This is a genomic window from Halotolerantifilum yawarlongkerapense (genome assembly GCF_054506745.1).
The window spans coordinates 2,765,520-2,790,466 of sequence record NZ_CP199719.1; the positions used below are offsets into that span (position 1 = coordinate 2,765,520).

Below are 24,947 nucleotides of genomic sequence, written 5' to 3' on the forward strand. Positions count from 1 at the left end.
GTACGATCGGATGAAGACCATCTTTACGAAGTTCGCGATGACCCTACTCATCGCCTTGGTCATCGGCTACGGATTGATCATGACCGGTGTCAATGTCATGGTGGAGCGTACCTTTATCAATCAAAAAACGGAGATGCTCGTCGATCGCGCCGAGAGCTTCGAGGAACTCTACAACGAGGCGATCACATCGGGTCTTGTCCGGGGAGATCGCCTCTTGAACGAAATCGTCGTCCTCGAGAAGTACATTGGATCCAACGTGTGGATCATCGGCAGGGATGGGCGGGTCTTCGTCAACGCCAATAACGAGGAGATCAGCATTGAGGAGTCCGGTCTCACGGCAACGGATCTCCAGCGAGTCTTTGAAGGTGAGGTCATCGAGCGTGAGACCTATTTTACGGCTGCGGGAAGTAATAAGATCCTGACCGTGGGCTACCCCGTTCGCGTGGACGGTCAAATACCCTTTGGCCTTTTCCTCAACACCTCGATCCCGGAGATCAAGGCCGCTTCTGCGGAGTTCTCCAGGATCATTCTCGTGAGCCTTGGGCTCTCCGTGCTGATCACGATCACGCTCGTGGCGGTGATCACGGGCAGGATGTCCCGGTCTCTCAAGGATCTGACCGAAGCGGCGAGGACCATAGCGACGGGTCATTTTGATAAGAAGATTCGTACCTCGCGTAAAGATGAGCTGGGGGAATTGGCCGAATCCTTCAATCACATGGCTGAAGAGCTGAACTACCTCGAGAGCACAAAACGTCGATTTATCTCCAACCTGTCCCACGATTTGCGCTCCCCACTGACCACCATCACCGGCTATACCGGTGCGATGCTCGATGGGACCATTGATGAGGCGAACTATTTGCGGTACATCAACACAGTGCACGATGAGGCCATCAGGCTCCGAAAGATGGTGAACGACCTGCTCGACTTAACGAAGTTTGAGAACGGCGAGATGGTACTTGAGAAGACGGATTTCGACATCAACCAGATGCTGCTCAAAGAGCTCGATCGGTTTGAAAAGCCGATTGTCGACAAGCGGCTCAAACTCTCCGTGGAACTGTGCGAGACCAATGTATTGGCCCACGGGGACGCCTCGGCCATCGAGCGAGTGATCTACAACCTGATCGATAACGCCATCAAATTCTCACCTGAAGATGGGAAACTGACCGTTCGGTCGGAGCTCAAAGAGAATAAATTCCTCGTGGGCGTACGCAACAGCGGTAGCGTGCTCACGGAAGAAGAGAAAAAATCCATTTGGGAACGATTCGCTAAGCTCGATACCTCCAGGGGAAGAGAGCGGCAGAGCTCGGGACTCGGGCTGTCCATAGTCAAGGAAATCATTCGGGCGCACGGTGAAAAGATCGAGGTCTACTCCGATGAGGAGATCGGTGTGATGTTCGTCTTCTCACTGACAGCTCAGTTTTTTCCGAAACCATCGCGGCAGAACCGATAGAGAGGTTTGAATTTTCTTTAAAATCCGTTCATATTCTCTTAAAAATACTAGTGTATCTTATAATCAGGAGGTGAAGAGACGATGTTCAACCTGATGCCCACCAACAAGCGAGAGAATAAGCTCGCACCGAGGGAAGATGTATTTGAGCAGATTTTCGACAACTTTTTCTCAGGTGCATTCCCACAACTGGGTAACATGAGGGAGCAGTTTAATTCCTTCAGTGTGGATGTCGTAGAGGAGGACGGCGCTTATCGCGTCACAGCTGATCTTCCTGGCTTCAAGAGAGAAGACATTCAGATTACGTACGAGAACAACTATCTGACCATCGAAGCCCAGAATGAAGAGGAAGTTGAAACCAAGGAGAAGAACTATATCCGGCGCGAGCGCAAATATGGTGCCTTTCGACGCAGTTTCTTTGTGGAAGACATCGAAGACGAGGCCATAGACGCTTCTTTTGACAACGGCCTGCTCAAGATCGAACTGAAGAAAGAAACGCCCGAGATCAAAACGGCTAAACCAATCGAAATCAAATAGGAGGCAAGCGATGAATAACGAGGAGTACAGAGGACCGGAAGGATCCGAAAGACCACCGAAGAAGAAAAACCGAACGGGTCGCCTCCTCGTCGTCGTAACACTGATCCTAGCACTCGTGGGTGGTACCACCATCGGTACCACCTATTACTTCTTAGATCAGTACTTCGGGGGGAAGATCCCCGTACAGACGACAAAGGCGAACCCGAACTATACATCGGTATCCACAGCCTATCAGCAACCTGAAGAGGGCAGATCAACGGTGGATATTGTGGAAGAAGTCGGCCCCTCGATCGTGGCGATCACCAAACAGGTGGCCTACCGGGACTGGGCCAATAACGTGATCTATTCCCCGGGGGGTGGATCCGGCGTAATCTTCAAAATCGACGCGGATCAGATTTACATCCTGACGAACAATCATGTGATCGACGAGGCGGACGAGCTGAGCGTTGAATTCCACGGTTCTGATCATATGGCCGAGGCCATGGTCATCGGTAGCGATGCCGGCACGGACCTTGGGGTCATCACCGTGGCTAAATCCGAACTGACGGAAGCAGAGCTCACCCGGTTGTCACCCGCTCGCTTCGGCGATTCCGATGCGCTGAGGGTCGGTGAACCGGCGATTGCCATCGGTAGCCCACTTGGCTATAACAACACCGTGACCGTTGGCGTGATCAGTGCGCTCAACCGCATCTTGGATGGTGCCAATGATCTTGCCTTGGTACAGACGGACGCTGCGATCAACCCCGGGAACAGCGGGGGAGCTCTCGTGAACAACCGCGGTGAGGTGATCGGGATCAACACGATTAAGATCGCGGATACACGTGTGGAGGGAATCGGCTTTGCCATTCCGATCAACAGTGCCGAACCGATCATCGATGAGCTGATCGAAAAGGGCTACGTCTCACGTCCTTACCTTGGTATTTACGGTCGTAATATCGACGAAGAACTGGGCGAACTCTATGAACTGCCCATTGGCGTATACGTCAGCCGTACGATCGAGGGAGAGGGTGCGGCCCGCGCCGGTATCCGCTCCGGAGATGTGATCATCGGCATCGATGAGGACCGCATCGAGACACTCGAGGATCTATCCCGAGCATTGGAAGACAATGATGTCGGTGATAAGGTAGCTGTGAAAGTGATCCGCAACCAGACGGAGAAGCGGACTTTTGAGGTAACCCTGGGTGATGTGAACAACAATTAATTGAGGATAGAAGCAACAAAGTGCCGGCGAACGCATATGCGTTCGCCGGCACTTTTTGAAGTGGATCCCTTGGATCACGAGATCACAATTCTCATGAAGCACCCACAAAAAAATGTATGAACTGTTGGTATTTCAATACTTGTTTAAAGATGGGAAAATGATACAATGAGGCCAAAGGTAAAATCTTAAATATTCATATAACTGGCAAAATTGGGGCTTCGCAAATATCTCGCAATGAACATCGGTAAGACGCCCAGTTTTTTCATGAGGACAGGTCGCTTCATACATTGAGCGATTTCTAGTCAAAGACGTCAATTCTTTAGAAAGGAGAGCCTTGATGTTTAGAAGTATTCCACTATACGAAGGCTATTCACTCGTTTTTTTATCAGTTGCTGGGATTTACATCATTGCCGGAACTTACACTCTGCTTCTGAATATTAAGAGCACTTTGAACAAGGCTTTCTATTACGTGAGCATTTCATTAGCATTTTGGGCATTTTGCTATAGCTTAGTGAACTCAGCCGTTTCTTATGAAGAAGCCATTCTATGGAATAGAATGAGTGTCTTAGGGTGGGGGTTAATGTATAGTATCCTATTGCACTATTTCTTGATACTCACGGAGAGAGAAACATTTCTAAGCTTAAAATTTTCCTATGTGCTTATTTATTTACCATCCTTGGTAAATTTATTTGTCTTTGGTATCAACTCAGCGACGGTTCATTCACAGTTTGAACTGCTTAAAACAAATGCTGGGTGGGTCAATATTTCTGAGAACAGCTTTTTTGATTGGTATTTCTACGGATACTACCTTCTGAACTCATCCATAAGTTTATGGCTCATTTGGACATGGAAGAGAGTTCGCCATGAGAAAAAAGTAAGAAGTACAGCAATTGTGGTCAGCATTTCATTCTTTATCGGTGTAACAATCGGTAGTATTACAGATGTACTATTGAGACAATCCATGCAAGAGATGAGACCTCAATTGGGTGTTGTGTTTGCTTTGATCCCTATTTTCGGCGTTTTATACTCGATAAAGAAGCATGGCAACATGGAAGAAAGATATCATGAGATCGATGATCAGAGTGGAAGACTGCTTACGCAAAGAAAGCGGCTCCATTTTTACAAAATGCTCGCGAGTGTTTTTGTCGTGAGCAGTTTAGGATACTTCATCCTAGATTATTTCGTTTTTGCCAAGGCAATCAACGGTGTCATACTTTTTACCGGCTTTGTTTTTTCAGTGGGTGTGTATATATGGATGCTACCCGATCTGCAATTAAGCGAGCGTGCACAGGAATTGCGACTTGGGGTTCTCTTGGCGTTTGTTGTTCCAGTGTTACACTTGCATTCTAGTCAGTACGGCTATAATAGTGTGATCTGGTCGGTCCCTATCATTTTGATTGTGCTGTCAACGGTTACGCATGAGAAAACTGTGCTCATTTCGGTTCTTGCTTCTGGTGTTATTTCTGAAGTATTCTATATTGTCAAAAAACAATCCTTTACAGCGACAATTGGTATAGGAGATTATCAACAGCGCTTGGTCGTTTATGTGGTGCTCTCCTTCATCATTTATTTCATCAGCCATCTTTACCGACAAAGATTACACGAGTCTGAAGAACAGACTGCTCTTCAAAAAGAAATTTCAGAAATCTCATCAGAATTTGTGAGTGTCAATATTGACAATTTTGGAATGAAGCTTAACGACATGCTGAGACGTCTGGGTAGTTTTTTCAATAGTGAACGGGCTTATCTGTATAACTGCTCAAAGGAAATGACTGTAGCCGATCATGCTAATGATTGGTGTGTCGAAGGCATGGGACCAGTTGTTGATCAAGTAGATTCATTGCCACGAGAAATCAGATCAACGCGCCAGCAGCATAGAATCCAAGAAAACAAATCCTCTATACTTGTGCCGTTATTCAATCAAGATGAGGTGATTGGATACCTAAGATTAGACGCCGTTAAGGGTGAAAGAACCTGGTCTGTTGAGCATAAAGAAGCCCTACAGATTATGGCGAACATCGTATCTGATGCGATCGTCAAGGTGGAGGCAGAGAAAGAGATTAATTACATGGCTTATTTCGATGCCTTAACCGGACTTTCTAATCGCACCTATTTCAACCTGCAGCTAGAAAAGATGATCGAGTTGAGCAAGCGAAAAGAAAAGCTTCTTGGCATTCTTTTTCTCGACCTTGACGAGTTTAAGTCGATCAATGATACCATGGGGCATGAAACGGGTGATAAACTCCTGGTAACGATTGGGAAGAGGTTATTGGAAGTCGTGAGAAAAGCGGATGTGGTTTGCAGATTTGGGGGCGATGAATTCTTAGTGATGCTTCCGCAGATGGACGATATCCATCAAATTGAGACTGCAACCGAAAAAGTGATGGGTGTCTTTCAAGAGGCGATCATCATCAATGATCAGAATCTACATATGACAGTGAGCTGTGGTGTAGCGGTGCACCCTTTAGATGGTCAGGATGCAGTAAGCCTTATCAAAAGTGCTGATTTGGCTATGTACGAGTCGAAAAATTCAGGGAAAAATAGGTATAGTTTCTGTACGCCGATCATGAAGGAAGCGGTCGAGGAAAAAATCCAGCTCACAAATGACCTGTACAGGGCATTAGAAAGAGAAGAACTGATGCTTTACTATCAGCCGCAGGTAAACATTGAATCGGGTAACATCATTGGACTAGAGGCCTTGATTCGCTGGAACCACCCGTCCCGTGGTCTCGTTTCCCCTGGTCAATTTATCCCTTTGGCAGAAGAAACAGGATTGATCCATAAAATAGGGGCATGGGTACTAAAAACGGCTTGCATGCAGAATAAGGCTTGGCAGGCCAAAGGCTATACGCCGGTGATCATGGCCGTCAACCTCTCGGTTGAACAGTTTCGAGATAGTCGTCTGGTAGGAATCATTTCAGAGGCCTTGGTAGAAAGTGAACTGGAGCCCCGTTATTTAGAGCTCGAAATCACAGAAGGTATAGCCATTAGAGAATCTTCGCAGATCATTGGATTACTTCACCAGATCAAAGCACTTGGCGTATACATTTCTATCGATGATTTTGGAACGGAATACTCATCGCTGAGTCGTTTGAAGGAGCTACCCATCGATCGACTCAAAATGGCAAAGGAATTTGTCCAAGGGATTGACAAGGGAACAAAGGATGAAGCCATTGCCTTGGTGATTATCAATCTAGCGAAGAGCTTAGGTTTGAAGGTCATCGCCGAGGGTGTAGAAGAGGAAGGGCAGTTCGCCTTCTTAAAGGATCGGGTGTGTGATGAGGTCCAGGGATTCTATTTTTACCGTCCCATGCCAGCGGAGGACATCGAAGAAATAATGAAAGTAGGTGATTTCAATAGGTACACAAGCTGAGCTATTTTCAATTCTTTTCTTTATGATGTTTGTTTCTTATGGAAATATTGGTGTCTACGTACTTTCGCTGAATCCAAAAGAAAGACTGAACCGGATTTTCTTTTTGGGGTGCCTTTCTCTCGGCATGTGGGCTTTTGCTTTCATCTTTGCTAATGTAGCCACTCACTACGAACAAGCACTTTTTTGGAGAAAGCTGGCTTCCTTTGGCTGGGGCGTTCACTTTAGTTTCCAGTTACATTTTTTCCTCTTGTTATCAAACCGGTATGAGCTTTTAACGTATAGAAGGACTTATCTTTTCCTCTATCTACCTGCCATCGTCACGATAACAATTTTCGGACTCTATTCACCTATTGCAAATTCCATGTATCATCTCGTTCAATTGGACAGTGGTTGGATCAATGTTTCTGAAGGTGGGTTTTGGGATTCTTTTTACAACACATACTATATTCTATTCTCACTTCTAGGATTGGTTGCAATATGGAGTTGGAAAGGGTTGTCTAAGGATGTGAACAAAAAGAAGACAGCGATCATTATCAGCACAACCTTATTCTTAGCGATCGTTGCCGGTTCCGTAACCGACATTTTCCTAAACCAAAGCTTGGAGTTGTACACGCCTCAAATGGGAATTGTTTTTGCGATAATTCCAATATCAAGCTTTTACTATTCCATAAAAAAACACGGTTTCATGACAGAGCCTGACATGAAGCATAGCGATAAAATGGAAATACTTAACTTCGAATCAAGGCGTAAGTTCTTTGAGTACATCTCGATCGCAATTATATGTGGTAGCGTTGCAAATATTGGACATTATTTTTACTATGGCATTGAAATTCAAACGGTATTACAAATGAGCATAGCGCTTTTTGCTTTTGGACTTATGATCAGAATGATTTCGTTCCTTTCTATTTCACATTCGATTAAAGATCTGATGCTTTTTCTAGCTCTGTCCTGTGTGATTATCTTAGTCTTTTGGAGATTTTCTTACGACTATGGTAACAATATTGTTTGGCCGATTCCGGTAATATTCCTGCTGCTAACGGCAGTCTTTAGGCAGAACAAGTTTTTCTTCTTGATTCTACTGGTTACATTGATCGTTCATTTTTGGGCTTGGCTGAGTGTTCCTGAGATTATCGTAACCGTTAACAATCTGGATTACTTAACACACATTATCATCTATGCACTTATCTCAGCCCTTGTCTATTCGATCAGCCGGATCTATACACATAGGCTATATGAACAAGAAAAGAACACTTCCCTCCAGAGAATCATTTCAGAAATCTCCTCTGAATTTGTGAGTGTTAATCTACATAATTTTGAAAGCAAGATCGATGAAATGCTCAAGAAGAGCGGGGAGTACTACGGGGTAGATAGAGCATATGTTTTCAGATATTCTCAGGATCTGTCTACTTTGGACTATACGAATGAATGGTGTCAGGAAGGCATTACGCCAGCGATTGATATGATCGGTTCGCTACCCACAGCATCTTTTCCTTGGTGGATGACAGAGCTTGAGCAAAACGGGAAAATTCATATAGAAGATATTACGAAGCTTCCTGAGGACGCTTCAGCTGAACGTGACTTGTTGCTGTTGCAGGAAGTGAAGTCTTTGATTTCCGTACCGATTTTCAATCATAGAAGACTGATTGGTTTTCTAGGCTTTGATGCTGTTCAAAATAAGAAAAGTTGGTCTGTTGAACATCAAGAGGCCCTTCAGGTGATGGCAAATATCGTATCTGATGCGATCGTCAAGGTAGAAGCAGAGAAAGAGATTAATTACATGGCTTATTTCGATGCCTTAACGGGACTTTCTAATCGTACTTATTTCAACATGCAGCTAGAAAAGATGATCGAGTTGAGCAAGCGCAAAGAGAAGCTTCTTGGCATCCTTTTTCTCGACCTTGATGAGTTTAAATCGATTAATGATACCATGGGTCATGAAATGGGTGATAAACTCCTGGTAACGATTGGAGAAAGGTTATCGAAAGTCGTGAGAAAATCGGATGTGGTTTGCAGATTTGGGGGCGATGAATTCTTAGTGATGCTCCCGCAGATGGATGATGTCAGTCAGATTGAGATCGCAACCGAAAAAGTGATGGGGGTCTTCCAAGAAGCGATCACCATAAAGGATCAGAATCTGCATATGACTGCGAGCTGTGGTGTAGCGGTGCAGCCCTTAGATGGTCAGGATACAGTAAGCCTTATCAAAAGTGCCGATTTGGCTATGTACGAGTCGAAAAAAGCCGGGAAAAACAGGTTTAGCTTCTGTACACCGATTATGAAAGAAGCGGTTAAGGAAAAAATGCAGCTCACGAATGATTTGTACAGAGCATTGGAAAGAGATGAACTGACGCTTTACTATCAGCCGCAGATGAGCATTGAATCGGGCAACATCATTGGACTAGAGGCCTTGATTCGCTGGAACCACCCGACACGTGGTCTGGTTCTCCCCGGCCAGTTCATCCCCTTGGCTGAAGAAACAGGACTGATCCATAAAATTGGAGCATGGGTACTTAAAACGGCTTGCTTGCAGAACAAGGCTTGGCAGGCCAAAGGGTATTCGCAGGTGGTCATGGCCGTCAACCTCTCGGTTGAACAGTTTCGAGACAGTCGTCTGGTAGGAATCGTTTCAGAGGTTTTAGCAGAAAGTGGATTGGAACCCCGGTACTTAGAACTAGAAATTACAGAAGGTATAGCCATAAAAGAACCTTCGTATATTATTGGATTACTCCACCAGTTAAAAGCACTGGGCGTATCCATATCGATCGATGATTTTGGCACGGAATACTCATCGCTGAGCCGTTTGAAGGAGCTACCCATCGATCGACTCAAAATGGCAATGGAATTTGTCCAAGGAATTGACAAAGGAACAAAGGATGAAGCCATTGCCTTGGTGATTATAAATCTTGCGAAGAGCTTAGGTTTGAAGGTCATCGCTGAGGGTGTAGAAGAAGAAGGCCAATTCACCTTCTTAAAGGATCGGGTTTGCGATGAGGTCCAGGGATACTATTTTTATCGTCCCATGCCAGCAGATGAAATCGAGCGAATCATCACGGTGTGATTGAACGTGGCGATTTGATGGGGACGCTTGCTAAGTCTAAGGGGTTAGTCGATCCGATTAAGCAGGAGATTCGTTCAGACTGAACCATCGTGTATCCTGCGGAATATAGGATAAGAAAGTACCGGCGAACGCATATGCGTTCACCGGTACTTTTTAGAAATGGACTTCTTGGATCACGATGTTCCAGTCCTCTTGAAGATTTCTCTCTTCATAGGTGGTGTCTTCTCCCGTGCCCTTGATCACGCGAATTTTCGGGCGTAGGGGCAGCTGGGGATGGACAAGATCGACCACAGCGATTTCGCCGGTGTTCAGCTTCACCAGGCTCCCCTCGGGGTATGGATTCACTTTACTGATAAAGGCCGTGACAATCTCCTGGTCAAAATGGCGGCCGGAAACGCCCATGAGATATTCCAGAGCATCGGAGGGTGTCAGGGCCTTTCGGTAGGGACGATCGGAGGTCATGGCGTCGTAGATGTCGGCGATACCCACGATCTGCGCGAGCTGGTGGATTTTCTCCCGGTCCACCCGGTTGGGATAGCCCGATCCATCGATGTGTTCGTGATGCTGCAGGGTGATCACCTTCACAAAGGCGTTTGCGAAGGGCTGGTCTTTGATGTATTGGTGGCCCATGATCGGGTGCTGGAGAATTTTGAGCTTCTCCTCGCGCGTGAGCTCATCGGGCTTGTAGAGCGTCTCCCTGTCCAAGAAACAGAAGCCCAGGTCGTGGAAGAGTCCCCCGACGAAAAGATTGCGGAGGTGGTCGTTGGGGAGCTTCAGCTGCCAACCCAAGATCACCGATAGAATGGCGACGTTGAAGGCCGAGGCGTAGAGGTAGTCGTCGAGGGACTTGATATCGATGTAGTCCAGCTGATGATCCTTAGCAGAGGAAATCTCGTAGAGGACATCTTCCGTGAGCTTGGACAGCTCATTGAGATAGGGCGTGATGGTCAGGGGTTTCGATCGCCCTTCTGAGTCCCTGTGGGAGACAGCCTGGAAGATCCGCTTCATCAGGAGCATACCACTCTGTCTCAGCTCTCTGTTGACGATGGGTTCGATCTCGTTCGTCGAGTGACGGTCATTGATGTAAATGGTGTAGATTTTATTTTGATTGATCTTCTCGATCAGTTTCGAGGTCAGCGAGGCGCCCTTTTTCAGGAGGATCCTCCCGGATGGGGCGTAGAGATCTTCGGCGAGAACGGCGTCGTCGGGGATCAACTGGGTGGGTACTGCGCGCATGTTTCAGTCCTTTCTCCTACGGGGAAGGGCACCTGGCCCGGTGATTCGATATACTCATCATACCAAATATGAACGACTCCCGGTAGTCATCAACAGGATGAACGAGGAGAACTCTCAAAAACCTTCTCATCCATGGGCCCTCAGCGGTAGGTTTTGTAGCCCTTATAGTTGACGACCCTCACGTGAGGATCCCGATCGAGTTTAGCCAACAATTCATCCGGGTCCGCTTCCTTCCGGCTGTTGAAGAAGGACCGTATTTCGTACTGGTTCATGGGGTGGCGACGGATGATGCTCAGAACCGCCTCCACGGGATCCTCGATGTCGCTGACGAATCCCTCTGAAAGGAGCTGGTCGATGGCCGTACCCCCCAGGATGCGCATGGCGGCCTGTATCCGCTCAGCGGAGGGCTCTGTCACATCGGATTCAGCCGGTGGGCGCACCGGTGTGTTCACAAAGAGGCGCTCGTGGTCGATCGTATCGATCAGATCGCGAAGCCGGTGGAGCACCCCGTCCGAATCATTGATACCGCCGAGAATCATGGTTTCGATCCATAGCTTGCCGCGGTAGGAACGCGAGAAGGTCCTAAGACCATCGATGACATGCTCAAAGTTCAGGGAACCGTGGGGACGGTTGATCTGGTGGTAAAGCTCTTTATCCGGTGCGTCCAAAGAAGGCAGGATGAGATCGGCGGTCCGTAGCGCCTCGGCAACATCGGCTTCGTAGAGAAGCGCTCCATTGGTGATGACGGCGACGGGTAGAGCGGTCATGGCCTGGATCCCGCGGATCAGGGACCCGAGATCGGCGTAGAGAGTCGGCTCGCCCTCCCCAACGATGGTGATCACATCCACCTGGCGGCCCGTGGAAAGCCATCGGTCCACCTCGGCCAGGATCTCATCCACGGGGAAGAAGGTCTGCCGGCGGTTCGTCATGTGCTTGGTTCTTCCCAGTTGACAATAGACGCAGGCGTGGTTGCAGGTGCTCTTGGGGATGGGGCTGACCCCAAGGGAGAGACCCATCCGCCGTGAGGGAACGGGGCCGTAGACAAAGCGATCGATGGACATAGCAACACCTCCTGTTGTGCGATGAAAAAAAGTATAGGGCGAAAACCCTATACTTGGAAATCCTTGATCAATTGGTCTTTGTTCGTCAGCAGATCGATATACTGGCTGCGTTCATAAGCCAGTGGATCCGTCACATTCTCCTTCGAAAGTTTTCCGCGGAAATCATCGAGGGTGTTGAACCCCTGTTTTTGAATCCAGTGTTCAATTTCTTCGAGCACTTCCGATAGGTAGGGGATGCCATTCTTATAAATCCCACTGACCATCTGCACGGCATCGGCACCTACGAGCAACATACGGATCACGTCGTTGGCGGTTAGGATACCGTTCGATCCGATGAGTGTGCCCTCGATCTTTCCAGACAAGAGCCCGATCATTTGGACGGAAGCGCGGTAGTCCATTGCGTGCGAGAGGTTAAAAGGATACTTTAGCTTGAGGTCATAAATGTTGACATCCGGCAGAAAGCGTCGATTGAACAGGACGAAACCATCGATACCGATCTCATCCATCCGCTTGACCATGTGCCCTGGATTGGTGTACTGTTCAGACAGCTTGACACTGATGGGGATATCCACGGCTTCGCGTACTTTCTTCAACATGGAGAGCAATTCTTCTTCCATTTCGGAACTGCTTTTGTCCAGGCTGACAGGCGTTTGGTAGAGATTCAGCTCGAGGGCGTCTACACCCGTTGCGGCGATCTTCTTGGCGTAATCCACCCATACTGCATCGTGAACGCAGTTGAGACTAGCGATGACTGGAATCTGGAGACTTTCCTTGACCTCGCCGAGAAACTTCAGGTGCCGTTCAGGACCGAAGTCTTCAAAATGTGGGAACACAGAGATCATTTCTGCATATCGTTCCTCGAATTCCTCCTTCATGTCTTTAGCCTGCAGGTTCATGTATTGGATTTCTTCTTCAAAGAGGGACTTGATGACCACGGCTCCTGCGCCTTGGTTCTCCAGTTCCCTCAGGGTCTTGAGCTGGCCCGTCATATGACTCGCCCCGATGATGATCGGGGATTTGAGTTTGAGACCCAGATAGGTCGTTTCCATACTCAATATCTTCACCTCCAACTTCTTGATACCCGGGCGTGAGATTTTTAATCTTGTCGTAAGGATCGGTTTTTTTGCGAAAGGGAGATACATGTTATAATAAGAGTAGGAAAAGGAGGGTTCCAATGAGAAGTCAAGTGTATTTTGCCAATCTTCGTTCGCACTCCAAGAAAACGAGTAAAGTGGCCAAGGTCAATAGACTGTTCGAAAAAGCGGGTTTTCACAACCTGCTCGAAAAAGAGGACATGGTCGCACTGAAGATTCATTTCGGTGAGGAGGGGAACGATGGATTCATCAGCCCGGTTTTCGCCCGTGAGGTGATCGGGAAGATCAAGGAGACAACGGATCGTGTGTTCGTCACAGACACGAACACACTCTATTCCGGGAAACGACACAACGCCATCGATCATTTGAACATCGCGAATGCCCACGGTTACACCTATGCGGTGCTCGGAGCGCCCGTGATCATTGCCGATGGGCTCAGGAGTCAGAGTTACCAGTCCGTGGCCATCGAAAAAAAACACTTTCAATCGGTCAAGATTGCATCGGACATCGTCGAGTCCGACGCGATGTTGGTCATGAGTCACTTCAAGGCCCATGAACAGGCTGGATTCGGTGGTGCCATCAAGAACCTCGCGATGGGCTGTGCCCCGGCTCAGGGAAAAAAAGAGCAACACGATGTGGTGATCTTGGTCAATGAAAAAACCTGCATCACATGCGGAGCCTGTGCGGAGGTGTGTCCCGAGGCAGCTATCACCGTCGGAACCATTGCCGAGGTAGACCAGGAGCTTTGCGTAGGTTGTGGCGAGTGTACGACCGTCTGCCCAACCAAAGCGATCCATATGGACTGGGCGACGGAGCTCGAGGACTTCATGGAGCGTATGACGGAATATGCTCTTGGCGCCGTCGTAGGTAAAGAGGGGAAAATAGGCTACATCAACTTCGTGATGAACGTAACCCCCCTGTGCGATTGTGCTCCGTGGAGCGATGCGCCGATCGTTCCGGACATCGGTATCTTGGCGTCTACAGACCCGATTGCTCTCGATCAAGCCTGCTTTGATCTCGTGAATGCCGCACGCGGGAATGAAGATAGCCAGCTGAAGTGCAACCATGAGGAAGGTGCAGATAAATTCAAAGGTGTTCATGCCCATTCGCGTGGTGAAATCCAACTTCACTATGGGCAAGAAATAGGCATTGGATCCACAACTTACGAGCTCGTTGAGATATAAGCTGGGAAAATCCCAGCTTTTCTTACGTTTTTGATGACATCGAAAGGGTAACAATAAGACGAAAGGGAAACAAACACATTTTCGAGAGGAGGCACGCAACATGACAATTCTTGTACTCATCATTTTACTCGCGGCCATTGTGACTTACTACTATATGAAAAGACAACTGTTTATAAAAGAAATGGTCCAGATCGATCAAAAACTGCGGGACTTTGAAACGAAATCAGGGCTGGAAACGGAGCGATTATCTCAGATGAAAGAGCCGGTGAAACGGTTGCTCGCCCAGCTTCCCCAAGAACCGGATGACGGGGTGGATTTGAAAGCATCGGGGCGCATGCGCATAAGACCCGGACAAACCAGTTGGGTGGACGTCAAACAGAACATCACCCTTGCCCCCTTTGAAGGTTTTATCACCAAGATGCGGACCGGTCCCTTCCCGATGATTCTGTCGGGAGCCGATTACCTGTACGAGGAAGATGGTGGGCGGGATCTCGCACTCTTTGATCTCTTCCCACTGTACAAAAGCTTCAGCCAAGATGTGGAGAAGTCACATGTGGGCGAACTGGCCGTTCTATCGGCATTATTCTGCCCTAGCTTTCTCAGAACAGAAGGAATCAAATGGGAGGTCAACCACGAGCACGAGGTCGTCGCTTCATTTGAGATGCTAGGCGAGGTGATCACCCTGAACATCGAGTTGGACGATGATGGGCGTATCGCGGCTGTTTGGTTGAACCGATGGGGAAGGGAGAACGCTTCGAGCTCCTACGGTTGGATCCCCTACGGCGGACGCGTAACGGACCGCGGGGAACGAAATGGAAGAGAGATGGTTACAGCCACTCGGTTGAGCTGGCAGTACCGAACGGAACAAGAAGTTCCCGTAGCGGAAGTTCGCGTTGAAGAAGTGGCATACTTCTAGATGAGCAAGAAGTGTTCGCCCCAGGGAGGGACTAATCAGAAATGGATTTACTGACAGCGGCGAAAGAGCGATTGGGGTTTTTCAAGCATTGCTGCGACGATATTGTCGTGGTCAACCCACTATCTCATCAAGTACTGATGAGCAGTGCCAAGCAACGACCTAGTTGCTTCGCCTATTTCGATAAAATTCACGCTTGTGAGAACTGCATCGCCATGCGGGCGACCAATACACTGGAAACCGCTCATAAATACGAGACACGCGGAGATCGGATCCTGCATGTGACCGCATCTCCCGTCGAATACCAAGGAAAACTCTATATTGTGGAGCTACAGAAGGACGTGACCGAACAGTTTGAGACGATGGATGGACCGACGAGCACAAAAAAGTCCATGGTCGAGTTAGTCGAGGAGGGAAACGCCAGAATCGTAAGGGACGGTAGCACGGGAGCTTATAATAGGCATTACATTGAAGATCGCCTGCCTGTGGAACTTTTCGGCGCTCAGCTCGACGGACGAGCGCTGAGCCTTCTGCTCTTTGAAGTGGATCAGTACGAAGAGATCCTCAACGACCACGGTCAGGCAATCACAAACCACGTCCTCTTGGAACTCGTGAGCCTACTGAACGGTTCGATACGCGGGGACTACGATTGGGTGGGTCGTTTTCGCGATAGACAGCTTATGGTGATCCTGAGGCAAGCGCATTTTCTAGCCACCCGCAAAATCGGCGACAAACTGAAGTCGCTCGTCGAGAGAGAGTCTTTCGTTGTTGACGGTACGTCGATCGATGTGACCGTGACAGTGGGCGGCGCGGTGAACGGGGAAGCGGTCGCGGGTGTCGACGACATGATCGAGCAGGCAAAAAAACACCTCGAGGAGGCTAAGGGCAAGGGCGGCAACTGCTCATTGATCCTCTGAACCCATCCGTGAGGGAGAGGGATGAAGGAAATAAAAGAACGCCCTCCGTTGTACGGAGAGCGTTCTTTATGACTTGGTGCCGAAGGTGGGAATCGAACCCACACGCCCCGAAAGGCTCTGGATTTTGAGTCCAGCGCGTCTGCCAGTTCCACCACTTCGGCCCGCCCAAATATCATAACACACAAAGTGGCACGCTGGCAAGATGCTGTGGTTAAAAAATCCCTTCAGGTTATTGGTCATTTGGGAAAAGATGCGAAAGCCTCCTTTCCCGTGGGGAATCCATCGCTTATAATGAGAAGAGTGAAGAGAGCAAAGGAGGCATATTATGAAGCTAGTATTAGAACACAGCGGAATCACGAAGGATGAGATGCAAGGATTGGCACCTTTTGTTAAGGTGGCCCATGAGATGCTACACGACAAAACGGGACTTGGAAGCGACTACGTCGGTTGGGTGGATTTGCCCGCTACGATAACAGAGGAAAAGCTTGCGAAGATTGAGCGGACCGCGGACAAGCTCTCCCGAGACGCTGATATCCTGGTGGTCATAGGAATCGGAGGTTCCTATCTCGGTGCCAAGGCAACGATTGAAGCGCTGTCCCCTCATTTCGGTAGCGAGGGTATGGAGATTCTTTACGCGGGGCACCAGATCAGCGGCAGTTACCTCCATGAGCTGATGGCCTACCTGGAGGGCAAAGATTTTGCTGTGAACGTCATCTCAAAGTCAGGGACCACAACCGAACCGGCCTTGGCCTTTCGTGTGCTGAGACAGGAGCTTGAAGACCGGTACGGTAAAGAGGGTGCCAAGGAGCGGATCGTGGCGACCACCGATGCGGATAAGGGTGCACTCAGAACGCTGGCCGATCAAGAGGGCTATGAAACGTATGTGATCGCGGATGACGTGGGCGGACGTTACTCGGTGCTCACGCCCGTTGGCTTGGTACCCATCGCTTGTGCCGGGATTGACATCCGCGCACTTGTGGCTGGCGCCGTGGAAGCCCAAGAGGCCTACAAGAGCCTGGATCTCGAGGAAAACCTGTGTTATCAATATGCTATCGTCCGCAATTGTCTCTACAATCGTGGGAAGACCACGGAGATTCTGGTGGATTACGAGCCGCAGTTGACTTACCTTGCCGAGTGGTGGAAGCAACTCTTTGGGGAGTCAGAGGGTAAGGACCTCAAGGGGATCTTTCCCGCCAGCGTTCATTTCTCAACGGATTTACACTCCATGGGGCAATACATCCAGGACGGTCGCAGAGATCTCTTCGAAACAGTGGTACACATCACACACTTCGATAAGGACGTGACGATCGCAGCGGACGACGCAAACCTAGATGGGTTGAACTATTTAGCGGGGAAGACCTTCTCCGAGGTGAACCGGAGTGCCCTTGAAGGGACCTTGTTGGCTCACGTCGACGGTGGGGTACCGAACCTACTGATCGAGATCGATCGTCTCGATGCCCATCACTTTGGCCATCTGCTCTATTTCTTCGAGAAGGCCTGCGGTATCAGTGGCTATCTACTCGGCGTGAATCCTTTTGACCAGCCCGGTGTTGAGGCCTATAAAAAGAACATGTTTGCCCTTCTGGGGAAACCGGGTTTTGAAGACCTGGCAAAAGAGCTCAGAGCCCGTTAAACAGAAGCAGAAGAGGAGATCCCGTGACCCATTAACGGGATCTTTTTATATGTATACTGCACTGGAGCGGGATGACATAAGAGTTGATTTTATCACCCCGAGGCGGTATAATGGTGATTGTAAGCTAAGCAGTGTATAAATTTCTACATGAAAATAAATTTCACGAGGATAAAAAAGCGACGGCAACCGAGGTATCGAATCAGAGGTGAAAGATGGATCCCATAACCCACGGCGTCATCGGCGCCGCACTATCTGCATTTTCACAAGAACCCGTCAGCCTGACCAATCCCATGACCATCGGAGCGATGCTCGGGGCCATGAGTCCCGATCTCGATGTGGTCGTTCGATTATACAAAGATGAAATGGTGTATCTCAAGAGCCACCGTGGCTTCTCCCACAGTCTACCGGCACTCGCAGGTTATTCAGTGTTGATCACAGCGGGTCTGTTCTTTTTCTTCCCCGCGATGGCCGTGCTAGAGGTCTTCGCTTTCACGCTACTGGGGGCGCTCAGTCACACCCTGTTCGATATCCTGAATTCCTACGGTGCACAACTTTTTAGAAAGAAAATCAAAGCGAATTTGCTATCGCTCTATGATCCTTTCATCAGTGTGATGGCTTTGTATCTCATCTTCTACCGAGCACACACTCCCGTGACACTGACCATAACCGCCGTGTCTTTCTTCGGTTATCTCGCTCTGCGTTTCGCGATGAAGCGTTTCTCAGCAGGACGTGTGCTCAAGCGCTACCGTGCCTTGAAACCGTCGAAGATCACGATGTTACCCTCGCTGAAGGCTTTTCACAAATGGGATTTCGTCATGGAGACCGAGTGCGGACAGACCGTTGGCAAGTACGACCCATTTAAGAGCGCAGTGGAGATTGTGGAAAGGTTTATGTTCGATGATGAGCAGGAGCACTTTCTCGATGTGTTCAACCGTACGAACGTTGGGGAGTACTTCAAGGATTTCACACCCAACTACCATATCGTGAAACTCGAAGAAGCAGAGAAGATCATTCTGAAGATTATCGATCTGAGGTACCATTTTCGAGATGATTTCATGCACCACGCGACAATCCACCTCGATAAAGAGTCGAATGTACTCCACTCCTACGTGCATCCCTACTCACTGGAGAAGAAAATTTTGGTCCACGAAGCTGCCTGAGGCGGCTTTTCTTTTTTTTTGAAAAAGGTTCGTCGATGATGGAACTTTCTATAGGGTATATACGTCATAAGGATAGAAACGTTTCATCGGAGAGGAGGCTTCATGCCGTGAGCCAAAGAGAAAAAGACCTGCTCGCACGGGCCAAGCAAGGTGATGTGAGTGCGTTCGAAGATTTGATTCGTGAACACCAGCGCTATGCTTATAACATCGCCTATCGCATGCTCGGTCACGAAGAAGATGCCAAGGACGTGACGCAGGACGCGTTTATCAAGGCCTACAGATCCATCGGCCGCTTTAACGGACGCGCCAAGTTTTCCACGTGGTTATACCAGATCGTGATCAACACTTGTCGCGATCATTTCAGACGATCCCATCCCACCTTGTCCATGACAGACGAGAAGAACCGCGTCATGGCGATCGCCGATGAGGACCCCTCCTATGCACCGCTCGAGCAGGTAGAGCGGGAGGAGCTGCGAAGGGAACTCAGGGAGTGCCTCAGCAGATTGGACCCCAAATACAGAGAAGTGATCATCTTGCGAGAGATTCAAGAGATGAGTTACGATGACATCGCGAAGGTCCTCGATGTGCCTGTTGGCACAGTGAGGAGCAGAATATCCAGAGGACGAGAACACCTGGCTGTTCTCGCTCGCCAGGCCTTCCGAGGTGACCTCACATGAAAGGAGGTAGACCCATGGACTGCAAAAAATGTTTAACACTGATCGACGCCGCCTTAGACGGTCAATTGGATGAGGCCATGCAAATCGATTTCGATAGACACATCGGGTCCTGCCCCGACTGCGCAAGAGAACTGGCCGATCGTCGCTTGATTCGCGATCTGCTGTCAGAAGAAGAGCTGTTGCCGCTACCCCAGGGGTTTGAAGACTCACTGAACAAGCGTTTGATCGAAGCCGATCAAGAGCCCACTCCCATTCAGCGACCGGAGAAAAAAGAACAGAAGAAACCACTGATCAAGCGAACGTGGTTTAAAGTTGCCGGTGGCATCGCAGCATCCTTCCTGGTGATCGCCGTGGTGATCGGAAGTATGGATGGACTCAGAATGGGCGGAGCGAGCTACGAGAGTGCCGTTATGGAAGACCGGGCGGTCCCAGCGGAAGCCCCCATGATGGAAGCCGTACCGACGAAAGCACAAGACAACATGGTCAGGAGCGGCGAAATGCCGGCCGATGCAGTTGAAGAGAGCTTCGGTGAGATGGAGGCAGAGACCGGAGACGGTTACCGACAAGATCGACTGATCATCAAGAATCTACAGTTTCATCTCGATATACTGGATTTTGATGCGGTCTTCGATGGTCTGGAGAGCCTGACGAACGAACGCGGTGGTTACGTGGCCAATGCTAACGTGTACTACAAGACTTATGACCCTGTGGAGACGGACCGTTCCCTCAAGGCCGGCTTTATGGAACTCAAGGTCCCCGAAGCGCATCTGGCCGAGGTGATCGACCGCATCCGAAATTACGGTGTGGTGAAGAACGAAGAGATCTCTAGCTACGATGTCACCGACCAGTACCGCGATACGGTGAATAGACTCGAGAACCTAGAAGCATCGGAGCAACGTTTGCGCGAACTCATGGAGGAAGCGACAGAGGTCCCTGATGTGATCGAAATCGAGCGAGAACTCGCCCGTTTGAGAACGGAGATCGACGCCATGAAAGGGCAGGTGGCACGCTGGGAAAAGCTGGCTGATTTTGCTACAATCAACGTTTCCCTCAACCAAGTGCAGAATTACGACGATCAGATTCGACCGATCGACAAAACCTTGGGTGATCGTCTGACGGACGCTCTCGTTGGAGCGGTGAACCGACTGATCGCCGGTGGTGAAGATCTGCTTGTTGCCATCGCCTACAATCTACCGACGCTCGTGACCCTGGGCCTAGTGGGTCTAGTGGTCATTTGGATAATCAAGCGTAAGAAAAGGAGGAGTTAAACCATGCGTAACAAAGCACTAGCAGGATTGATGATCGTGATGCTGGCCGTGGGTTTCATCGCTTTCGATAGTTTGAACCTAGCCGCTCCCACTGTCGAGGCGGAAGAACCCGAGAACACAAACCGCGTAACGGTCAACGGAGAAGGACGAATGCTCGTCAAGCCGGACGTGGCCTATGTCAACGTGGGGATCCAAGCACAGAACGCAGATGCCGATGTCGCGCAGACAGAAGCGCGTGACAAGATGAATCGCATCATGCGCGCCCTCGAGCAGCTGGGGATCGATGAGGAGAATATTGAGACCCTCGGCTACTCGCTCAACAGACAGTACAACCACTATGAGAACAGTCGTGAAGAGTACTTCATGGCCCAGAATACCGTGAAGGTGACGGTAGATGAGCTCGACCGAGTGGGTGAGATCATCGATGGGGTGACAGCTGCCGGAGCGAACAACATCCACAGTGTGCGCTTTGCCCTCAAAGACCAGAGCCAGCACTACAACGAGGCATTGAAACTGGCCATGGAAAATGCCAAGGGAAAGGCAACGGCAATCATGGGAACCTTTGGGCAGACGCCCGGAGCACCTCTGACCGTCAATGAATCTTCCTACGGTGGGCCTATCTACCGCGAGGCACCGATGGCGATGGATATGGCTGCAACGGAGGAAGCTGCGAGTACCCCCATCCAAAGTGGGGATCTCGAAGTGAAGGCCAATGTAACGGTTTCCTACGGTTATTGATGAACTTCCATCCAAAGACCCCGAGCGCTCAGCCCGGGGTCTTTTTTATGATATAATTAATTTATGCGGATAAGGAAGAAGGAGGGTGGCTACGTTTTCGGCACCTCTCTGTAGCATAGAGATCTGAGGAGGTCATCATTTGACGAAAAGACTGGTATTGATCGATGGTAATAGCCTGATGAACAGAGCGTTCTACGCCATCCCGGAGTTGACCAATGAGGCGGGCGTGCATACCAACGCGGTCTACGGTTTCATCAATATGCTGTTCAAGTTGCTGGAGGAACAAAAGCCCGGTTATATCGCCGTATCCTTTGACCTGAAGGGACCCACCTTCCGACATGAGGACTATAAGGAGTATAAGGCCACGCGTAAGGGCATGCCCGATGAACTGGCACAGCAGATGCCCATCGTCAAAGAAGTGCTCGATGCACTGGGGATCAGCAGGCTTGAACTCCAGGGATTCGAAGCCGATGACCTGATTGGAACGGTAGCGAAGACGGGGGGAGCCGAGGGATTTGAAGTTCTGGTTGTCTCCGGCGACAAGGACCTCTTCCAGTTGGTAGATGATCAGATCACCGTTCTTTACACAAAGCGCGGTATCTCCAATCTGGCTGTATATGACCGCGAGGCCGTTAAGGAGGACTTTGGCGTCTATCCCGAACGGGTCACGGATTTCAAGGGTCTCAGCGGGGACAGCTCGGATAACATTCCTGGGATTCCCGGTGTGGGCCCCAAAACGGCACTCAAGTTTCTCGATACCTTCGAAAGTGTAGAAGCCGTTGTACAGGGTGCCGATGAAATCGAAAACAAGCGTCACCGCAACCTGGTCCAAGAACACGCCCAACAAGCGCTGGTATCGAAACGGCTGGCGACCATCAAGGTGGACGTTCCGCTGGCTTTCTCCTTCGAGGATTTTGCCATGGGGACCCTAGATGTGGAGGACTCCGTCGATTTGTTCGTGCGCTATGGCTTCAAGAGTCTCATTCCGCGCTTGAAAAATCAGGCGGATGATGAAGCGGTGACAGAACATCCCGAGACGGAGATCACGTACATAGGGGAAGAGGACATCAAAGCCTTGATCGGTCACCTGAAGGAGAAGGGGTGCACCTTAAAAACCGTGCGGGATCCCGACTATCTGAGAAACGACAAGGGCGTGGCCATCGCCTTTCTGATCCATGGGGAAACCTACTATTATGCCGTTCCTGAGACAGGCCCCCACCAGGATTTACTCGCGATCATGGCCGATGATACGGTGGAGAAGCGATGCCTCGAAGCCAAGCAGGACCACCTGTTCTTTCGCAGGTACGGTACCCGTCTGCGGGGCGTCGCCTTCGATCTCTACATTGCCGCCTATCTGATTGATCCCTCGCGCCGCAGCTATGCGCTTTCGGATCTGGCGATGGAAAGCCTAGGGCTCTCCATTACCTCGGAAGAATCGCTGAGGGGCAAGGGAAAGAGCGAGAAAGCTTACGGTGCCCTTGAGCGGGAGAAACTCGCCGCCTTTCTCGCCGGGGAGCTGGCCGTGGGCAAGAAACTGTCTGAAGATTACGAGCAGGTCCTACGCGACCAAGAGCAGTGGCCACTTTACAGTGAGGTGGAGCTGCCGCTCGTGAGCATTCTTTCGGACATCGAGTGGCAGGGCTTTAATGTGGATGCATCGATCCTAGAGAAAATCGGAGAAGAACTCGATGAGAAAATCGAGAAGATTGAGAAGACCATCTATGATGAGGCGGGGGAGACCTTTAACATCAACTCGCCGAAACAATTGGGTGAAATCCTCTTTGAGCGCTTGGGTCTGCCGCCGGTGAAGAAAACCAAGACGGGCTATTCGACGGCGCACGCAGTTCTCGAGAAGTTGGAGGACAAGCACCCGATCGTCGCTTCGATCATCGATTACCGTACCTACGCGAAACTAAAGAGCACGTATATCGATGGTCTCTTTTCTGTGATCAATCCGGAGACCGGTCGCATCCACACCAGCTTGAACCAAACGGTGGCGGTGACCGGGAGGCTTAGTAGCACGGATCCCAACCTGCAGAATATTCCGATCCGCCTCGAGGAGGGGCGTAAGATCCGAAAGGTCTTTATCGCCGGTGAAGGGAGGAAGCTCGTTGGGGCCGACTACTCGCAGATTGAACTGCGGGTGCTGGCTCACATGTCCGGGGATAAGGAGTTGATCCGCGCCTTCAACGAAGGGGTGGACATCCACACCCTGACGGCGAGCCAAGTCTTCGGTGTGACACTCGATGAAGTGACGAGCCTCCAGCGCTCCCGCGCCAAAGAGGTGAACTTCGGGATCAGTTACGGGATGAGCGATTACGGCCTCTCGCAGAATCTGGGGATCAGCCGAAAAGAAGCGGCCGAGTACATCGATGCCTACTTCGAGAAGTACCCCAAGGTGCGGACCTTCATGGACGAGCAGATCGCACAGTGCAAGGAGCAGGGGTACGTGGAGACGCTACTGAACCGCCGCCGCTATATTCCTGAGATCAATGCGAAGAATTTTAATCTCAGGGCTTCTGGTGAGAGAAATGCCATGAACACGCCAATCCAGGGGAGCGCTGCTGATATCATCAAAATGGCCATGATCCGAGTTTCAGAAGCGCTCGAAGCAGAAGGGCTAGAGGCCAAGCTGATCCTCCAGGTGCACGATGAACTGATCATCGATGCACCCGAAGAAGAAGTCGACAAAGTCAAAGCGCTCCTGATCAAGGAAATGCAGGGAGCCTACGACCTGGCGGTCGTCATGAAAGTCGACGTAGGTGTCGGAGACAGCTGGTATGAAGCGAAGTAAGCGCACCATAGGAATCACAGGCGGAATCGCCTCTGGTAAGAGCACAGTGAGCGCCCTGATTCGTGACATGGGCTACCCTGTGGTCGATGCCGACAAAATCGCACGACAGGTCGTGGAGCCGGGCGAACCCGCTCTCGAGCGCATCCGAGAGGTCTTCGGGGATGAGATGGTCGACGATTTTGGAAGACTACGCAGGAAAGCACTGGGGGCCGTCGTCTTCTCCGATGAGCAGCAGAGGAAGCGGTTGGACGAAATCATGAAACCCTATATCAACGACGAAATCAACCGACAGCTAGTAGAGACCAAAGGGCACATTATCTTTCTCGATGCACCGCTTCTTTTCGAATGGGGCATGCAGGCGCGGGTGGATTTTTCTCTTTTAGTGGCTGTCGATGAGCAAACACAGATCCGGCGGTTGAAGAATCGCGATGGCTTGAGCCGTGAAGAGGCGGTCGACCGGATCCGGTCCCAAATGCCCATGGAAGAGAAGAGGCAGCTTGCCGACGTGGTGATCGAAAACGATGGTAATTTGGAGGAGCTCTGGGAGAAAGTGACTGCTTTTCTGGTGAACTTGAGAAAAATGTAACGATCTTTCTCGGTTGAATCCCCCCCGGAAATAGTCTATAATTGATTTTGAATGATTTTGGAAGGCATTG

General features: G+C 49.9%; 18 protein-coding genes and 1 tRNA gene. 15 read left to right on the forward strand and 4 right to left on the reverse strand.

Going from position 1 to position 24,947, the window contains the following annotated elements; translation table 11 throughout:
* Positions 1–10: 10 nt before the first annotated feature.
* The 5 genes from ACULM0_RS13495 to ACULM0_RS13515 all read left to right on the forward strand — a co-directional run bounded on the left by ACULM0_RS13495 (position 11) and on the right by ACULM0_RS13515 (position 9,616).
* Positions 11–1,450, forward strand: a complete 1,440-nt coding sequence (locus ACULM0_RS13495) for a sensor histidine kinase (protein WP_463678062.1) — start codon at positions 11–13, stop codon at positions 1,448–1,450.
* An 81-nt stretch (positions 1,451–1,531) separates the two neighbouring features.
* A complete protein-coding gene (locus ACULM0_RS13500; protein ID WP_463678063.1) occupies positions 1,532–1,984 on the forward strand; it encodes an Hsp20/alpha crystallin family protein in 453 nt (150 codons plus the stop codon).
* Positions 1,985–1,994: 10 nt separating this feature from the next.
* Positions 1,995–3,185, forward strand: a complete 1,191-nt coding sequence (locus ACULM0_RS13505; RefSeq protein ID WP_463678064.1) for a S1C family serine protease — start codon at positions 1,995–1,997, stop codon at positions 3,183–3,185.
* A gap of 337 nt (positions 3,186–3,522) precedes the next feature.
* Complete coding sequence (locus tag ACULM0_RS13510) at positions 3,523–6,558, forward strand: EAL domain-containing protein (RefSeq protein ID WP_463678065.1); 3,036 nt, start codon at positions 3,523–3,525, stop codon at positions 6,556–6,558.
* A complete protein-coding gene (locus ACULM0_RS13515) occupies positions 6,533–9,616 on the forward strand; it encodes an EAL domain-containing protein (protein ID WP_463678066.1) in 3,084 nt (1,027 codons plus the stop codon). The genes ACULM0_RS13510 and ACULM0_RS13515 overlap by 26 nt, the downstream gene beginning before the upstream one ends.
* Positions 9,617–9,769: 153 nt before the next feature.
* On the opposite strand, the gene ACULM0_RS13520 is transcribed toward ACULM0_RS13515, so the two are convergent.
* The 3 genes from ACULM0_RS13520 to ACULM0_RS13530 form a co-directional block, all read right to left on the reverse strand.
* Entirely contained in the window at positions 9,770–10,852 is a 1,083-nt protein-coding gene (locus ACULM0_RS13520) for an HD-GYP domain-containing protein (protein ID WP_463678067.1), read from the reverse strand.
* 140 nt (positions 10,853–10,992) lie between these two features.
* Positions 10,993–11,913, reverse strand: a complete 921-nt coding sequence (locus ACULM0_RS13525; protein WP_463678068.1) for a radical SAM protein — start codon at positions 11,911–11,913, stop codon at positions 10,993–10,995.
* Positions 11,914–11,960: 47 nt separating this feature from the next.
* Entirely contained in the window at positions 11,961–12,977 is a 1,017-nt protein-coding gene (locus ACULM0_RS13530; protein ID WP_463678069.1) for a dihydroorotate dehydrogenase-like protein, read from the reverse strand.
* A 110-nt stretch (positions 12,978–13,087) separates the two neighbouring features.
* On the opposite strand from ACULM0_RS13530, the gene ACULM0_RS13535 reads away from it, so the two are divergent.
* From ACULM0_RS13535 to ACULM0_RS13545, 3 genes are all read left to right on the forward strand, one after another.
* Positions 13,088–14,191: a DUF362 domain-containing protein gene (locus tag ACULM0_RS13535; RefSeq protein ID WP_463678070.1), complete on the forward strand. Its 1,104-nt coding sequence runs from the start codon at positions 13,088–13,090 to the stop codon at positions 14,189–14,191.
* 100 nt (positions 14,192–14,291) lie between these two features.
* Entirely contained in the window at positions 14,292–15,107 is an 816-nt protein-coding gene (locus ACULM0_RS13540; protein ID WP_463678071.1) for a DUF6544 family protein, read from the forward strand.
* A gap of 41 nt (positions 15,108–15,148) precedes the next feature.
* Positions 15,149–16,021, forward strand: coding sequence for a GGDEF domain-containing protein (locus ACULM0_RS13545; RefSeq protein WP_463678072.1), 873 nt, complete (start codon positions 15,149–15,151; stop codon positions 16,019–16,021).
* Positions 16,022–16,095: 74 nt separating this feature from the next.
* On the opposite strand, the gene ACULM0_RS13550 is transcribed toward ACULM0_RS13545, so the two are convergent.
* Positions 16,096–16,182: transfer RNA gene (locus ACULM0_RS13550), tRNA-Leu, on the reverse strand.
* A gap of 164 nt (positions 16,183–16,346) precedes the next feature.
* On the opposite strand from ACULM0_RS13550, the gene ACULM0_RS13555 reads away from it, so the two are divergent.
* From ACULM0_RS13555 to coaE, 7 genes are all read left to right on the forward strand, one after another.
* Positions 16,347–17,654 carry a glucose-6-phosphate isomerase gene (locus ACULM0_RS13555; RefSeq protein ID WP_463678073.1) on the forward strand — a complete coding sequence of 436 codons (1,308 nt, stop codon included), beginning with the start codon at positions 16,347–16,349 and terminating at the stop codon, positions 17,652–17,654.
* Between the two features lie 212 nt (positions 17,655–17,866).
* Positions 17,867–18,814, forward strand: a complete 948-nt coding sequence (locus ACULM0_RS13560; RefSeq protein ID WP_463678074.1) for a metal-dependent hydrolase — start codon at positions 17,867–17,869, stop codon at positions 18,812–18,814.
* Between the two features lie 107 nt (positions 18,815–18,921).
* Positions 18,922–19,491 (forward strand): RNA polymerase sigma factor, encoded by a 570-nt coding sequence (locus ACULM0_RS13565; protein ID WP_463678075.1) that lies wholly within the window; start codon positions 18,922–18,924, stop codon positions 19,489–19,491.
* A gap of 14 nt (positions 19,492–19,505) precedes the next feature.
* The gene (locus tag ACULM0_RS13570; RefSeq protein WP_463678076.1) at positions 19,506–20,759 is read left to right on the forward strand and encodes a DUF4349 domain-containing protein; all 1,254 of its coding nucleotides are present in this window, start codon (positions 19,506–19,508) and stop codon (positions 20,757–20,759) included.
* A 3-nt stretch (positions 20,760–20,762) separates the two neighbouring features.
* Positions 20,763–21,497 (forward strand): SIMPL domain-containing protein, encoded by a 735-nt coding sequence (locus ACULM0_RS13575; RefSeq protein WP_463678077.1) that lies wholly within the window; start codon positions 20,763–20,765, stop codon positions 21,495–21,497.
* 139 nt (positions 21,498–21,636) lie between these two features.
* Positions 21,637–24,291, forward strand: a complete 2,655-nt coding sequence (gene polA, locus ACULM0_RS13580; RefSeq protein ID WP_463678078.1) for a DNA polymerase I — start codon at positions 21,637–21,639, stop codon at positions 24,289–24,291.
* The gene (gene coaE, locus ACULM0_RS13585) at positions 24,278–24,877 is read left to right on the forward strand and encodes a dephospho-CoA kinase (protein WP_463678079.1); all 600 of its coding nucleotides are present in this window, start codon (positions 24,278–24,280) and stop codon (positions 24,875–24,877) included. Before polA ends, coaE begins: the two co-directional genes overlap by 14 nt.
* Positions 24,878–24,947: the final 70 nt, after the last annotated feature.